Here is a 15,965-nt window from a genome sequence, read left to right on the forward strand (position 1 = left end):
GTTAGCTGGCTTCGACGATCATGGCGGCGCCGACCGTGCGGTTGGTGGCCTCGTCGATGATGACGAAGCCGCCGGTGGTGCGGTTACGGCGGTACTCGTCGGCCAGCAGCGGCACCGTCGTGCGCAGCCGCACCCGGCCGATCTCGTTGAGTCGCAGCTCGTCGGCCGACTCGTCGCGGTGCAGCGAGTTGATGTCCAACCGGTAGTGCAGCCCCCGCACGATCGCCCGGGCCGACCGGGTGGTGTGCTTGATCGCGTACCGGCCGCCGACCCGCAGCGGGGTGGTCTCGTCCATCCAGCAGACCATCGCCTCGATGTCCTGGGCCACCGCCGGCGCGTTGTTCGGCCGGCAGATCATGTCGCCCCGGGAGATGTCGATCTCGTCGGCCAGCCGTACCGTCACCGACATCGGCGGGAACGCCTCCGCGACCGGCCCGTCGGCGGTCTCCACGGCGGCGATCCGGCTGGTGAAGCCGGACGGCAGCACCATTACCTCGTCCCCCGGCTTCAGCACACCGGAGGCGACCTGACCCGCGTAGCCCCGGTAGTCGGTGACGGTCGTGGACTGGGGGCGGATCACGTACTGCACGGGGAACCGGACGTCGACCAGGTTGCGGTCGCTGGCGATGTGCACGCGCTCCAGGTGGTGCAGCAGCGACGGACCCTCGTACCACGGCATGTTCTCCGACCGGGCGACGATGTTGTCGCCGCGCAGCGCCGAGATCGGCACCACGGTCAGGTCGGGTACGTCGAGCTTCGCGGCGAACGCGGTGAACTCGTCGGCGATCCGCTCGTAGACCTCCTGCGACCAGTCGACCAGGTCCATCTTGTTGACGCAGAGGACCAGGTGCGGCACCCGCAGCAGCGAGCAGAGGAACGCGTGCCGGCGGGACTGCTCGACGAGGCCCTTGCGCGCGTCCACCAGGATCAGCGCCAGGTCGGCCGTCGAGGCCCCGGTGACCATGTTGCGGGTGTACTGGATGTGCCCGGGCGTGTCCGCGATGATGAACTTGCGGCGGGGCGTGGCGAAGTACCGGTACGCCACGTCGATGGTGATGCCCTGCTCGCGCTCGGCGCGCAGGCCGTCGGTGAGCAGCGCCAGGTTCGTGTACTCGTCGCCACGGGCCGCGCTGACCGCCTCCACCGCCTCCAGCTGGTCGCTGAAGAGCGACTTGGTGTCGTAGAGCAGCCGGCCGATCAGTGTCGACTTGCCGTCGTCCACGCTGCCGGCGGTGGCGAACCGCAGCAGGTCCATCGGCCGCGCCTCACCGGTGGCCTCGGTGCCGGCGGCGGCCGGGGCCACGATCTCGGTGGTCATCAGAAGTACCCCTCCCGCTTGCGGTCCTCCATGGCGGCCTCGCTGACCCGGTCGTCACCACGGGTCGCGCCCCGCTCGGTGATCCGCGTGGCCGCCACCTCCTCGATGACCTTCTCCACCGTGTCCGCGTCCGAGCGGACCGCAGCGGTGCAGGAGGCGTCGCCGACGGTGCGGTAGCGCACCTGCGCCTTGAACCGTTCCTCACCCGCGCGGGGACGGAAGAACTCGTTGACCGCGTAGAACATCCCGTCCCGCTCGATCACCTCGCGCTCGTGCGCGTAGTAGATCGACGGCAGCGGGATGCGCTCGGAGGCGATGTAGTGCCACACGTCCAGCTCGGTCCAGTTGGACAGCGGGAAGACCCTGATCGACTCGCCCGGGTGGTGCCGGCCGTTGTAGAGCGACCACAGCTCCGGGCGCTGGTTCTTGGGATCCCACTGGCCGAACTCGTCGCGGAAGCTGAACACCCGCTCCTTGGCCCGCGCCTTCTCCTCGTCGCGGCGGGCGCCGCCGAACAGCGCGTCGAAGCGGTGCTTCTCAACCGCGTCCAGCAGCACCGGCGTCTGGATCCGGTTGCGCATCCCGTCGCCCGACTCGCGGACCAGCCCGCTGGCCAGGGCCTCCGGCACGCTCGCCACCACGAGTTGCAACCCCAGCTCGGCGACCCGCTGGTCGCGGTATTCGAGCACCTCGGGGAAGTTGTGCCCGGTGTCGACGTGCATGACGGGGAAGGGAATGTTGGCCGGAGCGAACGCCTTCTGCGCCAACCGCAGCATGACGATCGAGTCCTTGCCGCCGGAGAAGAGCAGCACCGGGCGTTCCATCTCGGCGACAACCTCGCGCATCACGAAGATGCTCTCCGCCTCGAGGGCGTCCAGGTGGGAGACCCGGTAGGCCGCGGGGGACGTCATGACACTCGCTCGCTCATCCGATTTCCAGACCTTTCCGGTCGGACATGTCAAGAAGTGCGCTCAGGCTACCCGGAATGCCTCTGCAGCGCTGCAAGCAACCGGTTGGCGAGATCCTTGCGACAGACCAGCAGGTCCGGCAGGCGCGGATCCGCCTCGTTGTATCGAAGCGCAGAACCGTCGATCCGGGAAGCGTGTAGTCCGGTGGCCGTCGCCACAGCAACCGGGGCGGCCGAGTCCCACTCGTACTGCCCACCCGCATGGATGTACGCGTCCACCTCGCCGGTCACCACCGCGGCGATCTTCGCACCGGCCGAACCCATCGGCACGAGGTGCGCGCCGACGTCCTCGGCCAGGTCGGTGAGGAACACCGGCGGTCGGCTCCGGCTCGCCGCCAGGCGGATCTTGCGCTCACCGGCCGTCGCCGCCTCGACAGTCATCGGCGGGTACGCGGGCGGGTAGTCGGTGCCCAGCACCCGGTGCTGCGCCGGCAACCCGACGGCCCCGGCGACCAGCCCGTGCGGGCTCGGCGCGCTCCGCGCCCAGAGCGCGACGTGCACCGCCCAGTCCGAGCGGCCCTCCTCGGCGAACTCCCGGGTGCCGTCCAACGGATCGATGATCCACACGCGGTCCGCGGTCAGCCGGGACACCGCGCCGGTGTTCACCTCGGCTGCCCAGGCCAACCGCGAGCCCTCGTCCTCCTCGGAGAGCACCGCGTCGCCCGGCCGCCACCGCGCCAACTCCGTGCGGATCAGGTCGTGCGACACCTTGTCCCCGGCCGACTTCAGCGCGCCCGTGTCCGCGAAGCCCAACTCCGTCCGCAGGTCGAGCAGCGCCTGACCGGCCCGCGAGGCCAACCACCGGGCGAACGCCCCGTCGATCATCGGAGGACTGCCCATCTGCCCGCTCCCGTCGCCTCGCCGCGGCCCGTGCCCGCACGCACCGATCGGCCGCGACCCGCGTCGCCGGTCACGGCACGCCGAAAGGCGCAGACTACCGGCCAACCGTTTCCGATCCGGTACGCCCCGCCCGGCTCAACCGCCGTGATACAGGTTCTGGGTCGGCTCCACGCCCTTGACGATCACCGACTCCACCACGTCAGCGGCCCTGTCCACCAGGAAATCGAGCTCCTTGCGTTCCGCCGCGCCGAAATCCGACAGCACGTAGTCCGCCGGATCCTGCCGCCCCGGCGGCCGACCCACGCCGAACCGCACCCGGACGTAGTCCTTGGTGCCCAACGACTTGGACATCGACCGCAGGCCGTTGTGCCCGCCCTCGCCGCCGCCACACTTGATCCGCACCTGGCCGAAGCCGATGTCCAGCTCGTCGTGCACCGCGATCACCTGCGCCGGGGGCACCTTGTAGAACTGCGACAGCGCCGCGACCGGCCCACCGGACAGGTTCATGTACGTCAGTGGCTTCACCAGCACCAGCTTCGGACCGCCGAACCCCAGCCGCCCTTCCGCGACCTCGGCCACCGCCCGCTTGTGCCTACCGAACCGCGCGCCCAACCGCCCCGCCAGCAGATCCGCCACCATGAACCCGACGTTGTGCCGGTTCCCGGCGTACTCCCGGCCCGGATTGCCCAGGCCGACAACCAGCCACGGCCCCGCCTCGTCCGTCACGACCCGCCCCTCCCGCCGTCTTCACCGACTCCCGATACGCCGGCAGGCGCCCCCGAAAATCGGGGACGCCTGCCGCACGGTACGAACCGATCAGGCCTCGGTACGAGCCTCGGTGTTCTCGGCGCCCTCGGCGGTGTCCGCGCCCTCGGAGCCCTCGGTGACCTCGCCGGTCTCGGCCTCGGCCTCCTCGGTGGCCTCCTCGACCTCGGGCAGCGTCGCCTCGAGCTGCTCGGCGGTCGGCGCGGCGGTCACCGCGGCGACCGGCAGCGTCGGGTCGACGGCCAGCTCGACACCGTTGGGCAGCTGGACGTCGCCGGCGGTCACCGAGGAGCCGGCCTCCAGGCCCTCGATCGACGCCTCGAGGTGGTCCGGCACCTTGGTGGCGTCGGCGGTCACCGAGAGGGTGTCGTGGTCGTGCACGATCAGGGTGTCCCGCGCGGCCTCGCCGGTCAGCTGGACCGGCACCTCGACGGTGACCTTCTCGCCCCGGCGGACCAGGATGAGGTCCACGTGCTCGAAGGTGTCCCGGATCGGGTCACGCTGGATCGCCTTCGGCAGCGCCAGCACCTGGGTGCCATCGGTGATGTCGATCGCGAAGAGCTGGTTGGCACCACCCTTGCGGATCGCGGCGGCGAACTCCCGCGACGGCAGCGCGATGTGCTTGGGCTTCTCGCCGTGGCCGTACAGCACGGCGGGCACCTTGCCGGCCCGGCGGGTACGGCGGGCACCACCCTTGCCGAACTCGGTACGGGGCTCGGCGCTGATCTTTACCTCGGACACGGGGAAACTCCTGATGCTTTTCGCTGCGGCGGCTTGTCGTCTTGCGGTGCTGGGGCGAGGGGCTCGCTGGGGCTCATGCGTCATGAACGACTGCCCGGAGCACCGCGTCGATGACGGTGCCTCCGTGCGGCGCTTTTCAGCGGCCCGCCGGGCACCCTCGCCGTGGCAACCGCACCAGTCTACCCGAGGTGTTTCCCGGGTTTCCGGCAGTCCCCGATCACGGCTCCAGGCCGGCACGCCGACGGTGTTTCCCGCCAGCGTGCCAGCCCGTTTCGACCAGTTTGTCAGGTCCTGCCGGCCGACTCGGCCACCTTCAGCTCAGGCCACCGAAGAGGGTGGTCACCGAGCCGTCGTCGAACACCTCCCGGATCGCCCTCGCCAGCAGCGGCGCGATCGACAGCACGGTCAGCTTGTCCAGCTGCTTCTCCGGCGGCAACGGCAGCGTGTTGGTGACCACCACCTCGCTGATCGGGCTGTTCTTCAACCGCTCGGTGGCCGGATCCGACAGGAGCGCGTGGGTGGAGGCCACCACGATCTCCGCCGCACCGGACTCCTTGAGGATGTCGGCGGCCTTGGAGATCGTGCCACCGGTGTCGATCATGTCGTCGACGATCAGGCAGACCCGACCCTCCACCTCACCGACCACCCGGTTCGCGACCACCTGGTTCGGCTTCATCGGGTCGCGGGTCTTGTGGATGAACGCCAGCGGGCACCCGCCGAGGCGGTCGGTCCAGCGCTCGGCCACCCGCACCCGACCCGAGTCCGGGGCGACCACTGTCATCGGCCGGCCCGCGTACTTGTGCTCCACGTACTCGGCGAGGATGTCCATCGCGAAGAGGTGGTCCACCGGCCCGTCGAAGAAGCCCTGGATCTGCGCGGTGTGCAGGTCGACAGTGAGGATCCGGTTCGCACCGGCGGTCTTCAGCAGATCCGCCACCAGCCGGGCCGAGATCGGCTCCCGACCCCGGTGCTTCTTGTCCTGCCGCGCGTACGGGTAGAACGGCAGCACGACGGTGATCCGCTTCGCCGACCCCCGCTTCAACGCGTCCACCATGATCAGGGTCTCCATGACCCAGGTGTTCACCCCGTGTGTCACGGACTGCACCACGAAGGCGTCCGAACCACGTACCGAATCCTTGAATCGTACGAAGATCTCGCCGTTGGCGAACTCGTACGCGTCGGCCGGCGTCGGTGCCACACCGAGCACCTCGCCGATCTCCTTGGCCAGCTCCGGGAAACCCCGTCCGGAGAAGAGCATCAGGCTCTTGCGGTTTTCGGCGACGATGCTGCCCATGGGCCCGTCTGCTCCCGTTTGTCGGCGGTACCCGGCCCGGTGGTGGTGGGTCGGGGACTATTCGGTTGCAGTATCTCCCGCGCCGGACGCACCGCCCACCGTCTCGGCCCGCCCGTGCATTGCCTCACTGTCGCTTGCGGTCCCGGCAATCTCCGACGCACCCTTCGCGTCGCCGGCGCGCTGCGCGGCCTCGGCCGCCGCCGTACCGGCCCGCCGCTTCACCACCCAGCCCTCGATGTTGCGCTGACGCGCGCGGGCGACACCCATCGCGCCCGCCGGCACGTCGTCCACGATCACCGAGCCGGCCGCCGTGTACGCGCCGTCACCCACCTCGACCGGCGCGACGAACATGTTGTCCGCCCCGGTCCGGGCGTGGCTGCCGATCACCGTGCGGTGCTTGTTGACCCCGTCGTAGTTGACGAAGACCGACGCGGCGCCGATGTTGGTCTGCTCGCCGATCGTCGCGTCGCCCACGTACGTCAGGTGCGGCACCTTCGAGCCAGGCCCGATCTCGGACTTCTTCACCTCGACGAACGTGCCGACCTTCGCCTTCTCGCCCAGCCGGGCCTCCGGCCGCAGGTACGCGTACGGGCCCACGCTGGCACCCGCGCCCACCTCGGCGCCCACGGCGTGGCTGCGCACCACCGAGGCGGCCGGGCCGACGATCGTGTCGATGAGCGTCACGTCCGGCCCGACCAGCGCGCCCGCGCCGACGACGGTGGCCCCGCGCAGCTGGGTGTTCTGGTCGATGACCGCGTCGCGGTCCAGCGCCACCGTCACGTCGATCCAGGTGGTCACCGGGTCGAGCAGGCTCACCCCGGTGCGCATCCACGCCTCGTTGACCCGGTCACGCAGGAGCCGCCGCAGCGACGCCAGCTCCACCCGGTCGTTGCAGCCCAGCGTCTCGACGTGGTCGACAGCCACGTGCACCGCGACCGGCTCGCCGACGGAGCGGAGCAGGCCGAACACGTCGGTCAGGTACTCCTCGCCCTGGTCGTTGTCGGTGGAGAGCTTGCCCAGCGCGTCGCGCAGCCGCACCGCGTCGAACGCGTAGATGCCGGCGTTGATCTCCCGGATCGCGCGCTGGGTCGCGTCGGCGTCGCGTTCCTCGACGATCTGCTCCAGCCGGCCGTCGGCGTCCCGGACGATCCGCCCGAGCCCGGCCGGGTCGGGCACCTCGGCGGCCAGCACGGTGGCCGCGGCTGCGGCCTCCTCGTGCGCGGTCACCAGCGCGCCCACCGTCTCCGGTCGCAGCAACGGCACGTCCCCGTTGATCACCACGACCGTGCCGGCGCCCTCCGGCACGGCGTCCAACGCGATCCGCACGGCGTGCCCGGTGCCGAGCTGCTCGGCCTGGAGCACGGGCGTGGCGTCGGGGGCGATCTCGGTCAGGTGGGCCCGGACCTGGTCGGCGCCGTGGCCCACCACGACGACTGTGCGGTCGGCGGCCAGCGGCCCGGCAGCGCTCAGCACGTGGCCGAGCAGCGTACGGCCGAGCAGGGGGTGCAACACCTTGGGCAGTGTCGACTTCATCCGCTTGCCCTCACCCGCGGCGAGCACGACGACGGTACGAAGGTGGGGCTGGGGCACGACGTGGCTCCCGTCGGGACGGCGGACACTCTCGCGGCCATGCTAACCACGCAGCCCGGCAGCGCGTCCTCTTACCCCCAGCAGAACCCGAAACGGACTTGTAGGGACAGCTCGGCCGCCAGGGTTCGAACCTGAAATACGGGTACCAAAGACCCGGGTGTTGCCAATTACACCACGGCCGATTGCAACGTCGAGAACGCCGTCGCCGCTGGGGCGAGCATCCTGCCGCTACACCTTAACGCCCGACGGCCGCGACGCCAGCACTCATGCGCTTCATGATCCCCTCCACCCGGCCGCCCAGCGCGCGCGGTTGATGACCTTGGCGTCGGCGACACCCCGCTCGAACGGCGGCCCCGGGACGCACCTCGGCACCGGTCAAAACCGCGATGACCAGGTCTTCAGCGCCTAAGTACGACGGTTTTTCAAACTTCCCCGTGCGATCTACCGAGCCGTAAGTTACGGTGACGTAGGCGTAGGTTAGTGATCGTTTCCGTCCCCTCTGCGAGGTGCCATGTCCACTACCGTCCTCGAACCCAACACCGCCGGCCCCGGCCCGAAACCGCTCACCGACGGCAGTCAGTCCTCCGGGATCCTGGCCGCCCTGTGGGCCTTCGTCGTGATCCCCTTCGTGGCCCTGCTGGTCGCCGTGCCGGTCGCCTGGGGCGGCTGGCTGGGCTGGACCGACGTGGTCATCGGCCTGGTCTGGTACGTGGTCTCCGGGCTCGGCATCACCGTGGGCTTCCACCGCTACTTCACGCACGGCTCGTTCAAGGCCAAGCGGTGGCTGCGGGTGACCCTGGCGGTCGCGGGTTCGCTGGCGGTCCAGGGCGAGATCATCCAGTGGGTGGCCGACCACCGGCGGCACCACGCCTTCTCCGACCTGGAGGGTGACCCGCACTCGCCGTGGCGTTTCGGCACCAGCTTCTGGGCGCTGACGCGGGGTCTGTTCCACGCACACGTGGGCTGGCTGTTCCGCCGCGAACTGTCCAACCGGCAGCGGTTCGCACCGGATCTGATCGCCGACCGCGACATCAGCCGGGTGGACCGACTGTTCCCCGTGCTGGTGGCCGTCTCGCTGCTCGGCCCGGCGCTGATCGGCGGCCTGGTGACCTGGTCGTGGCAGGGCGCGCTCACCGCGTTCTTCTGGGCCGGACTGGTCCGGATCGGCCTCCTGCACCACGTCACCTGGGCGATCAACTCGGTGTGCCACGTGTACGGCGAGCGCCCGTTCGCGATGCGCCAGGGCGACCGCGCGTCGAACTTCTGGCCGCTGGCGATCCTGTCGTTCGGTGAGAGCTGGCACAACCTGCACCACGCCGACCCGACCAGCGCGCGACACGGTGTGCTGCGCGGTCAGGTGGACATCTCGGCCCGGGTGATCTGGCTGTTCGAGAAGGTCGGCGCGGCGTCGCAGGTGCGCTGGCCGAAGCCCGAACGCCTCGCGGCCAAGCTCGTGAAGCCTGTCGCACCCCGGTAAACCGGGCGGTGCCACGAGAGGTCGCCTGGCAGGATGGCCGGGTGACCGAGCGGAGCGGGGGGACCGGACGGCTCGGCGCACGGGGAGCCGGGCCCGATCCGGGTACGGTCGGACGGCACGGCAGGGCGGCCCGGCCGCCCGCCAGTGAGGCGACGACGTGAGCGGGCACAGCGGAAGCACCATCGGACGGCAGGGCGTCACCGAGCGCCAGCGAGGCGGCGACATGCCCGAGGTCAGTGATGAAGCCGGCAGCCGGCGCGCAGTGCCGGCTGCGGCGGCGAAACCCAAGCCCCCCTCACGGGTACGCATGTCCGCCGCGCAGCGGCGGGAGCAGTTGATCGCGATCGGCCGGCAGCTGTTCGCCGAGCGAGGGTTCGACGCCACCTCCATCGAGGAGGTGGCGGCCCGCGCCAAGGTCTCCAAGCCCGTGGTGTACGAGCACTTCGGTGGCAAGGAAGGGCTGTACGCGGTAGTCGTCGACCGGGAGGTCCGGGCCCTGCTGGACCGGATCACCACGGCGCTGACGGCGGGGCATCCGCGTGAGTTGCTGGAGCAGGCCGCGATGGCCCTGCTGGGCTACATCGAGGAGGAGACCAGCGGGTTCCGGGTGCTGGTCCGCGAGTCGCCGCTGATGTCCGGCACGGCCACCTTCAGCAGCGTGATGAACGACGTGGCCCACCAGGTCGAGCACATCCTGGGCGCCGAGTTCAAGAGCCGCGGGTACGACCCGAAGCTGGCCGAGCTCTACTCGCAGGCGTTGGTGGGCATGGTCGCGTTGACCGGCCGCTGGTGGCTGGAGGTGCGCAAGCCGCGCAAGGAGACGGTGGCGGCGCACCTCGTCAACATGGCGTGGAACGGGTTGTCGCACCTGGAGGCGAAGCCCACGCTGATCACCGCCCGTCGCCGCTGACCGCGGTTCAGCTCCGGTGCGCGTCGGCCACCGGATGTTTGCGGCGGGCCAGCTCCGCCTCGGCGTGCTCCGACGGGCCGATCTTGTCGTAGAGGCCGGTGCCGAGCAGGATCAGGCCGAACAGCATCGACACGATCACTGTCGACATCGAGAAGTTGAGGAAGTTCGCGTCGGTCTGCAGCACGGACATCATGAGGATGCTGGTCACCAGGAACACCACCCCGGCGGTGAGGTTCATGTAGTGGCCGAGGTTGCTGCGCCGGGACGCCCCGATGATCAGGACGACGCCGAAGACCACCGAGGCGAGCGAGAAGGCCAGGTTGGTCCGGAGGCCGAGGGCCCAGGTGCTGTTCCGCGCGAAGAGCGGGTCGCCGATCGTCTCGGCGACACCCCAGACGCCGAAGACCAGGATGTAGACGCCGATCAGGCCGGAGAGGACCCGGTAGAGCGGCCGTGCCGGATGGTTCACCGGAAAGTGCGGCATACCAGACCCCATCCACCTGAGTTAGACCATTTCAGGAGGATTGTCGCCCAAGCAAGAGCCAGCTGTCCGAAGAACACCAAAGCCGGAACGGTCCGCCGAAGGGCTGGACCAGGTCGGGTTTTCGCCGGAGCCCGAGCTGCGCAGGGATCAAGCCTGACCGCCCGGAGCAGCTCGGGCTCCGGCGAAAACCCACGGCCGTAACCGCGGAAGAACTCAGAGAACGAGACGAGCCTTCTGGAACGCCTCCGCCTCATCCTCCGTGCCGACCTTGCCGTACATGCCGGCCATGAGCAGCACCAGGGCGGCCGTCATCACGACGATCACGGTGAAGATACTGAAGTTGAAGTAGTTGGCGTCCGTCCGGATGAACGCCAGACCGGCCAGGCTGATCACCATCAGGGCGTACGCCAGCCACTGGTTGATCGCCACGTCGATGTTGCGGCCGAGCGCGGTGCCGGCCAGCACGACGAGCCCGAGCAGCACGCACAGCAGCGAGAAGCCGAGGTTGGTGCCCTGGCCGAGGACGCGGGTGTCGTCCTGGGCGAGGATCTCGTTGCCGGCGCCCGCGATGATGCCGAGCACGCCGAAGACCACCAGGTACAGACCGGTCAGCCCGCCGATCGCCCGGTAGATCGGCCGCGCGGGGTGGTTGATGGGGGTGTGGGCCATGTCTGGGTCTCCAAGGGTGAGGTGTCGCCGACGATTGTCCCGCATGTGTCGGTGTGACGCCGCACACGGCCCCCGCGCCGGCGTGCCCGACCCGCTCAGCTCTCGGGCAGGTCCTCGGCGAGGGTCATCCAGGTCTCCTCGATCCGCTCCCGTTCGGCGCGCAGATCCTTGAGCTGGGTGTCCAGGTCGGCGACCTTGGCGTAGTCGGTGGCGTCGGCGGCGAGCTGGTCGAGGAGGGTGACCTCGCGCTGGTCGAGCTTGCCGAGCTGCCGTTCCAGCCGGGTCAGCTCCTTGCGGGCCTGGCGCACCTCGGCGGCGGACATGCCACCCGTGGTGGGCCCGGCCGGCGCGACCGGGCCGGTGCTGCCCGCCCGGGTGGCGCCGGCCCGCTCGGCGGTCCGGGCGAGGTACTCGTCGACGCCACCCGGCAGGTGCACGAGCCGGCCGTCGCCGAACATCCCGTACGCCGTGTCGGTGACCCGTTCGATGAGGTAACGGTCGTGGCTGGCCACGATGATCGTGCCCGGCCACGAGTCGAGCAGGTCCTCCAACGCGGCCAGGGTGTCGGTGTCCAGGTCGTTGGTGGGCTCGTCGAAGAGCAGCACGTTGGGCTCGCCGGCGAGCAGCCGCAGCATCTGCAACCGGCGACGCTCACCGCCGGACAGGTCGCTGACCGGCGTCCAGAGCCGGCGGTCGTCGAACCCGAAGACCTCGGCGAGCTGGGCGGCGGAGACCTCGCGGTCGCCGAGCTGCACCCGGCGGGCGACCTCCTCGACGGCCTCCAATACCCGCAGGTGCCCGGGCAGCTCGGCGAGTTCCTGGGAGAGGAACGCCGGTCGCACCGTGGAGCCGGTGCCGAGACGGCCACCGTCGGGGCGGGTGATGCCGGCGAGCATCCGCAGCAGAGTGGTCTTGCCGGCGCCGTTGGCGCCGAGGATGGCGATCCGGTCACCCGGGCCGACCAGCCACGTGGCGTCCCGCAGGATCTCCTTCGGCCCGGCGTGCAGCTCGACGTTCTCCAGCTCGTACACCTGCTTGCCGAGCCGGGACACGGCCATGCGCTGCAACGACATGGTGTCGCGGGCCGGCGGCACGTCGGCGATCAGCGCGTTCGCGGCGTCGATGCGGAACTGGGGCTTGGAGGTCCGGGCCGGCGGGCCACGGCGCAGCCAGGCGATCTCCTTGCGGAGCAGGTTCTGCCGACGGGCCTCGGTGGCGGCGGCGACACGTTCACGTTCGGCGCGGGCGAGGGTCCAGGCGGCGAAGCCACCCTCGTACGCCCGGACGGTCTGGTCGGCGACCTCCCACGTCGTGGTGCAGACCGCGTCCAGGAACCACCTGTCGTGGGTGACCACCACGAGGGCGCCCTTGCGGCCCACCAGGTGCCGGGCCAGCCAGTCGACACCGCCGACGTCCAGGTGGTTGGTGGGCTCGTCGAGGATCAGCAGGTCCGAGTCGCGGACGAGCAGCGCGGCGAGCGCCACCCGCCGCCGTTCGCCACCGGACATCGGGCCGACCGGCTGGTCGAGACCGAGGTGCGGCATGCCGAGGCCGTCGAGGATGTTGCGGACCCCGGCGTCACCGGCCCACTCGTGCTCGGCGCCCATGCCCTCACCGAGCCAGGCGGTGCCCAGCACGACGTCCCGGACTGTGGCGTCCGGGGCGAGGGTGAGCTGCTGCGGCAGCCAGAGCACACGCAGGTCACGGCGGTGGGTGACCCGGCCGTCGTCGGGGTCCTCCTGCTTGGTGAGCAGGCGCAGCAGGGTGGACTTGCCGGCGCCGTTGAGGCCGACCACACCGATCCGGTCGGCGTCGTCCAGGCCGAGCGAGACGTCCGTGAGCAGCCGCCCGGCGGCGCCGTACCCCTTGGACACCCGGTCCAGATTGACGATGTTGGCCACGTTCCACCCTTCAAGATCAAGGCGTCCGGGTGCCGGCGGGCACCTCGGGACGCCTGAACCAAGGGTACGCGGACGTCCCGGCCACCCGCGCCGCGCGGGCCGCCCGGGACGCGACCTCAGCCGACCCGGGCACCCGCCACCGGCCCGTGCGCGACCCGCGCCTCCCGGCACACACCGGCGCTGGTCAGCTCGGCGGCGATCCGCTCGGCGTCGGCGGCGTCCGCGGCGAGGAAGACGCAGGTCGGGCCGGACCCGGAGACGATGCCGGTGAGCGCGCCGGCTGCCTCGCCGGCCTTGAGGGTGTCGGCCAGCGCGGGCCGCATGGCCAGCGCGGCGTCCTGCAGGTCGTTGCCCAGCGTTCGGGCGAGGACCCGGGGGTCACGTTGACGCAACGCGCCCAGCAGCGCGTCGGTGCTGCCCAGCGGAGCCCCGGCGGCACCGGAGTCGCGCAGCCGGTCCAGCTCGCGGTACGCGGCCGGGGTGGACAGGCCGACATCGGCGATCGCCACGACCCAGTGCCACGAGGTGGCCCGGGCCAGCACCGGGCTGACCGCCTCACCCCGGCCGGTGCCCAGCGCCGTGCCGCCGTAGATCAGGAACGGCACGTCGGAGCCCAGGTCGGCGGCGATCCCGGCCAGTTCGTCGCGGGACAGCCCGGTGCCCCACAGCGCGTCACAGGCCACCAGCGCGGCGGCCGCGTCCGCGCTGCCGCCGGCCAGCCCACCGGCGAGCGGAATCTGCTTACGCAGGTGCAGGCGGGCGTGCGGCAGCACCCCCGCGTAGCCGGCCAGGGCGTGCGCGGCACGGATCACCAGGTTGGAGTCGTCAAGCGCCAGCTCGCCGGTGCCCTCGCCCTCCATGGTCAACGCCAGCGTGTCGCCCCGCCGGGCGGTCAGCTCGTCGTAGATGGAGATGGCGTGATAGACGGTGTTCAACTCGTGGTAGCCGTCGCGGCGCAGCGGGCCCACCCCGAGGTGCAGGTTCACCTTGGCGGGCACCCGGACCTTCACCGGACCGGCGGCCCCGCGTCGCTCGTCCTCGTCGTCCGGTCGCCAGGCCTCGGTCACGGGGTGAGGTCCCGCGTGCGCAGGCGAATGTCGAACGGCTTGCTCAAAATCAGCTCCTCGGCGGAGTCGGCGGACACGGCGTCAGCCTACTTCGCGGCCACCGTACCGGCCGGGGCCGACGCGGCGATGGCGGCGAACTGCTCGACGGTCAGGGACTCCCCCCGGGCGCCGGGGTCGACGCCGGCGGCGGTCAGCGCGGCGGCGGCCCGGTCCGGGCCACCGGCCCAGCCGGCCAGCGCGGCGCGCAGGGTCTTACGGCGCTGCGCGAACGCCGCGTCCACGACGGCGAAGACCCGCTCCCGCGGCACGTCGGCGCGGGGCGGCTCGTGGCAGGTGAAGGCGACCAGACCGGAGTCGACGTTGGGCACCGGCCAGAACACGTTCGGCGGCACCTTGCCCGCGCCCCGGGCGTGGGCGTACCAGGCGAGCTTGACCGACGGGATGCCGTACACCTTGGAGCCGGGACCGGCGACGAGCCGGTCGGCGACCTCCTTCTGCACCATCACCAGACCGTGCCGGAGGCTGGGCAGCTCGGCGAGCAGGTGCAGCACCACAGGCACGGCGACGTTGTAGGGCAGGTTCGCGACGAGCGCGGTCGGCGGCGGGTCACCCAGCTCGGCGGCGCTGACCCGCAGCGCGTCGGCGCGGTGCACGGTGAGCCGGGCGGCGTCCGCACCGGCGTGCCGGGCGACGGTCTCCGGCAGCGCACCGGCGAGCGTCGGATCGATCTCCACGGCGTGCAGGTGCCCGGCGACCGGCAGCAGCCCCAGGGTGAGCGAGCCGAGGCCGGGGCCCACCTCCAGGGCCACGTCGTCGGGGGTCAGGCCGGCGGCGGTGACGATCCGCCGCACCGTGTTCGGGTCGTGCACGAAGTTCTGGCCGAGTTTCTTGGTGGGCGCGACGCCCAGCCGGGCGGCCAGCTCCCGGATCTCCGCCGGGCCGAGGAGACCGGTCATGCCTGGCAGCGTAGCGGCGTCGTCGGGACCGGCCGGCGGGCCGGGCTCACCACGGGCCGAAGGCCCGGTCGCCGGTGGCGGAGATGGCCGCGCACAGCTCGTCCAGGTCGCTGCCGGTGGTCTGGGCGAGCGCCCGGACGGTGAGCGGGATGAGGTACGACGCGTTCGGCCGGCCACGGTGCGGGGTCGGGGTGAGGTAGGGGGCGTCCGTCTCCACCAGGATCTGGTCCAGCGGGGTGAGCGCGGCGGCCGCACGCAGGGCGGTGGCGCTGCCGAACGTGACAGTGCCGGCGAAGCTGAGCAGGTAGCCCCGGCGCACGCACTCGCGGGCGAACTCGGCGTCGCCGGAGAAGCAGTGCAGCACCACCGTGTCCGGTGCGCCCTCGTCGTCGAGGATCCGCAGCACGTCGGCGTGCGCGTCCCGGTCGTGGATGACAAGCGTCCTGCCGTACCGCTTGGCGATGGCGATGTGCGCCCGGAAGCTCGTCTCCTGCGCCGCGCGCCCCTCGTCGCCGGTGCGGAAGAAGTCCATGCCGGTCTCGCCGATCCCCCGGACCCGGTCGCGGGCGGCCAGCGACTCGATCTCCCGCAGCGCCTCGTCGAGGTCGGCCAGCCGGGGGGCCTCGTTGGGGTGCAGCGCCACGGTGGCCAGCACGGCCGGGTACGCCTCGGCGATGTCCGCGCCCCACCGCGAGGACGCCACGTCCACCCCCACCTGGACCAGCCGGTCCACGCCCACCTTGGCGGCCACCGTGATCGCCGTGCCGATCGGGTCGTCGGACGGCCCGCCGCCGGGTACGCCGGCCTCGCTGACGGTGATGTCCAGGTGGGTGTGGCTGTCCAGCACCGGCCGGGGCAGCGGCTCGGGGGCGGGCGGGAACTCTCCGGCCCGCCGGGCGGCACGCTCGCGGCGGGTTTCAGTCGGCTCGCTCATCAGCGACAGCATCACACACCGGGGCCGTCCATCCGCCCGCCACCCGGCGTTC

General features: G+C 71.3%; 15 protein-coding genes and 1 tRNA gene. 2 read left to right on the forward strand and 14 right to left on the reverse strand.

Annotation, left to right across the window (positions count from 1 at the left end):
- Window position 1 precedes the first annotated feature (1 nt).
- The 8 genes from ACLQ27_RS18690 to ACLQ27_RS18725 form a co-directional block, all read right to left on the reverse strand.
- On the reverse strand, window positions 2-1,318 hold the full coding sequence (locus ACLQ27_RS18690; RefSeq protein ID WP_357573348.1) for a sulfate adenylyltransferase subunit 1: 1,317 nt from the start codon (window positions 1,316-1,318) through the stop codon (window positions 2-4).
- On the reverse strand, window positions 1,318-2,229 hold the full coding sequence (gene cysD, locus ACLQ27_RS18695; RefSeq protein ID WP_357493494.1) for a sulfate adenylyltransferase subunit CysD: 912 nt from the start codon (window positions 2,227-2,229) through the stop codon (window positions 1,318-1,320). Before cysD ends, ACLQ27_RS18690 begins: the two co-directional genes overlap by 1 nt.
- Before the next feature lie 65 nt (window positions 2,230-2,294).
- Window positions 2,295-3,125: an inositol monophosphatase family protein gene (locus ACLQ27_RS18700; RefSeq protein WP_357493492.1), complete on the reverse strand. Its 831-nt coding sequence runs from the start codon at window positions 3,123-3,125 to the stop codon at window positions 2,295-2,297.
- A 135-nt stretch (window positions 3,126-3,260) separates the two neighbouring features.
- On the reverse strand, window positions 3,261-3,851 hold the full coding sequence (gene pth / locus ACLQ27_RS18705; protein WP_357493490.1) for an aminoacyl-tRNA hydrolase: 591 nt from the start codon (window positions 3,849-3,851) through the stop codon (window positions 3,261-3,263).
- A 90-nt stretch (window positions 3,852-3,941) separates the two neighbouring features.
- On the reverse strand, window positions 3,942-4,631 hold the full coding sequence (locus ACLQ27_RS18710) for a 50S ribosomal protein L25/general stress protein Ctc (protein WP_234585581.1): 690 nt from the start codon (window positions 4,629-4,631) through the stop codon (window positions 3,942-3,944).
- A 313-nt stretch (window positions 4,632-4,944) separates the two neighbouring features.
- Window positions 4,945-5,925, reverse strand: a complete 981-nt coding sequence (locus ACLQ27_RS18715) for a ribose-phosphate diphosphokinase (protein ID WP_234585567.1) — start codon at window positions 5,923-5,925, stop codon at window positions 4,945-4,947.
- Between the two features lie 57 nt (window positions 5,926-5,982).
- On the reverse strand, window positions 5,983-7,515 hold the full coding sequence (glmU, locus tag ACLQ27_RS18720; RefSeq protein WP_357493488.1) for a bifunctional UDP-N-acetylglucosamine diphosphorylase/glucosamine-1-phosphate N-acetyltransferase GlmU: 1,533 nt from the start codon (window positions 7,513-7,515) through the stop codon (window positions 5,983-5,985).
- Between the two features lie 110 nt (window positions 7,516-7,625).
- Window positions 7,626-7,697 (reverse strand) — tRNA-Gln (locus ACLQ27_RS18725).
- Between the two features lie 329 nt (window positions 7,698-8,026).
- Here ACLQ27_RS18725 and ACLQ27_RS18730 point away from each other — a divergent pair.
- Window positions 8,027-8,992, forward strand: coding sequence for an acyl-CoA desaturase (locus tag ACLQ27_RS18730; protein WP_357493486.1), 966 nt, complete (start codon window positions 8,027-8,029; stop codon window positions 8,990-8,992).
- 223 nt (window positions 8,993-9,215) lie between these two features.
- Window positions 9,216-9,902 carry a TetR/AcrR family transcriptional regulator gene (locus tag ACLQ27_RS18735; RefSeq protein ID WP_234585795.1) on the forward strand — a complete coding sequence of 229 codons (687 nt, stop codon included), beginning with the start codon at window positions 9,216-9,218 and terminating at the stop codon, window positions 9,900-9,902.
- A 7-nt stretch (window positions 9,903-9,909) separates the two neighbouring features.
- Here ACLQ27_RS18735 and ACLQ27_RS18740 read toward each other — a convergent pair whose 3' ends face one another.
- The 6 genes from ACLQ27_RS18740 to ACLQ27_RS18765 all read right to left on the reverse strand — a co-directional run bounded on the left by ACLQ27_RS18740 (window position 9,910) and on the right by ACLQ27_RS18765 (window position 15,925).
- The gene (locus ACLQ27_RS18740) at window positions 9,910-10,386 is read right to left on the reverse strand and encodes a DUF4383 domain-containing protein (RefSeq protein ID WP_234585563.1); all 477 of its coding nucleotides are present in this window, start codon (window positions 10,384-10,386) and stop codon (window positions 9,910-9,912) included.
- A gap of 213 nt (window positions 10,387-10,599) precedes the next feature.
- Window positions 10,600-11,055, reverse strand: a complete 456-nt coding sequence (locus ACLQ27_RS18745) for a DUF4383 domain-containing protein (protein WP_234585548.1) — start codon at window positions 11,053-11,055, stop codon at window positions 10,600-10,602.
- A 95-nt stretch (window positions 11,056-11,150) separates the two neighbouring features.
- Window positions 11,151-12,956, reverse strand: a complete 1,806-nt coding sequence (locus tag ACLQ27_RS18750; RefSeq protein ID WP_425867821.1) for an ABC-F family ATP-binding cassette domain-containing protein — start codon at window positions 12,954-12,956, stop codon at window positions 11,151-11,153.
- A 116-nt stretch (window positions 12,957-13,072) separates the two neighbouring features.
- Window positions 13,073-14,023: a 4-(cytidine 5'-diphospho)-2-C-methyl-D-erythritol kinase gene (locus ACLQ27_RS18755; protein WP_234585542.1), complete on the reverse strand. Its 951-nt coding sequence runs from the start codon at window positions 14,021-14,023 to the stop codon at window positions 13,073-13,075.
- An 86-nt stretch (window positions 14,024-14,109) separates the two neighbouring features.
- Window positions 14,110-14,979 (reverse strand): 16S rRNA (adenine(1518)-N(6)/adenine(1519)-N(6))-dimethyltransferase RsmA, encoded by an 870-nt coding sequence (gene rsmA, locus ACLQ27_RS18760; protein WP_357493479.1) that lies wholly within the window; start codon window positions 14,977-14,979, stop codon window positions 14,110-14,112.
- 46 nt (window positions 14,980-15,025) lie between these two features.
- Window positions 15,026-15,925, reverse strand: a complete 900-nt coding sequence (locus tag ACLQ27_RS18765) for a TatD family hydrolase (RefSeq protein ID WP_234585527.1) — start codon at window positions 15,923-15,925, stop codon at window positions 15,026-15,028.
- Window positions 15,926-15,965: the final 40 nt, after the last annotated feature.

Origin of the sequence: Micromonospora sp. DT63, from assembly GCF_049841615.1 — a bacterium.
Taxonomy (GTDB): Bacteria; Actinomycetota; Actinomycetes; order Mycobacteriales; family Micromonosporaceae; genus Micromonospora.

Coding starts and splice junctions, on each gene's coding strand:
- ACLQ27_RS18690 (WP_357573348.1), bottom strand. CDS start 1,318: ATGACCACCGAGATCGTGGCCCCGGCCGCCGCCGGCACCGAGGCCACC.
- cysD (WP_357493494.1), bottom strand. CDS start 2,229: ATGACGTCCCCCGCGGCCTACCGGGTCTCCCACCTGGACGCCCTCGAG.
- ACLQ27_RS18700 (WP_357493492.1), bottom strand. CDS start 3,125: ATGGGCAGTCCTCCGATGATCGACGGGGCGTTCGCCCGGTGGTTGGCC.
- ACLQ27_RS18715 (WP_234585567.1), bottom strand. CDS start 5,925: ATGGGCAGCATCGTCGCCGAAAACCGCAAGAGCCTGATGCTCTTCTCC.
- ACLQ27_RS18730 (WP_357493486.1), top strand. CDS start 8,027: ATGTCCACTACCGTCCTCGAACCCAACACCGCCGGCCCCGGCCCGAAA.
- ACLQ27_RS18735 (WP_234585795.1), top strand. CDS start 9,216: ATGCCCGAGGTCAGTGATGAAGCCGGCAGCCGGCGCGCAGTGCCGGCT.
- ACLQ27_RS18740 (WP_234585563.1), bottom strand. CDS start 10,386: ATGCCGCACTTTCCGGTGAACCATCCGGCACGGCCGCTCTACCGGGTC.
- ACLQ27_RS18745 (WP_234585548.1), bottom strand. CDS start 11,055: ATGGCCCACACCCCCATCAACCACCCCGCGCGGCCGATCTACCGGGCG.
- rsmA (WP_357493479.1), bottom strand. CDS start 14,979: ATGACCGGTCTCCTCGGCCCGGCGGAGATCCGGGAGCTGGCCGCCCGG.
- ACLQ27_RS18765 (WP_234585527.1), bottom strand. CDS start 15,925: ATGCTGTCGCTGATGAGCGAGCCGACTGAAACCCGCCGCGAGCGTGCC.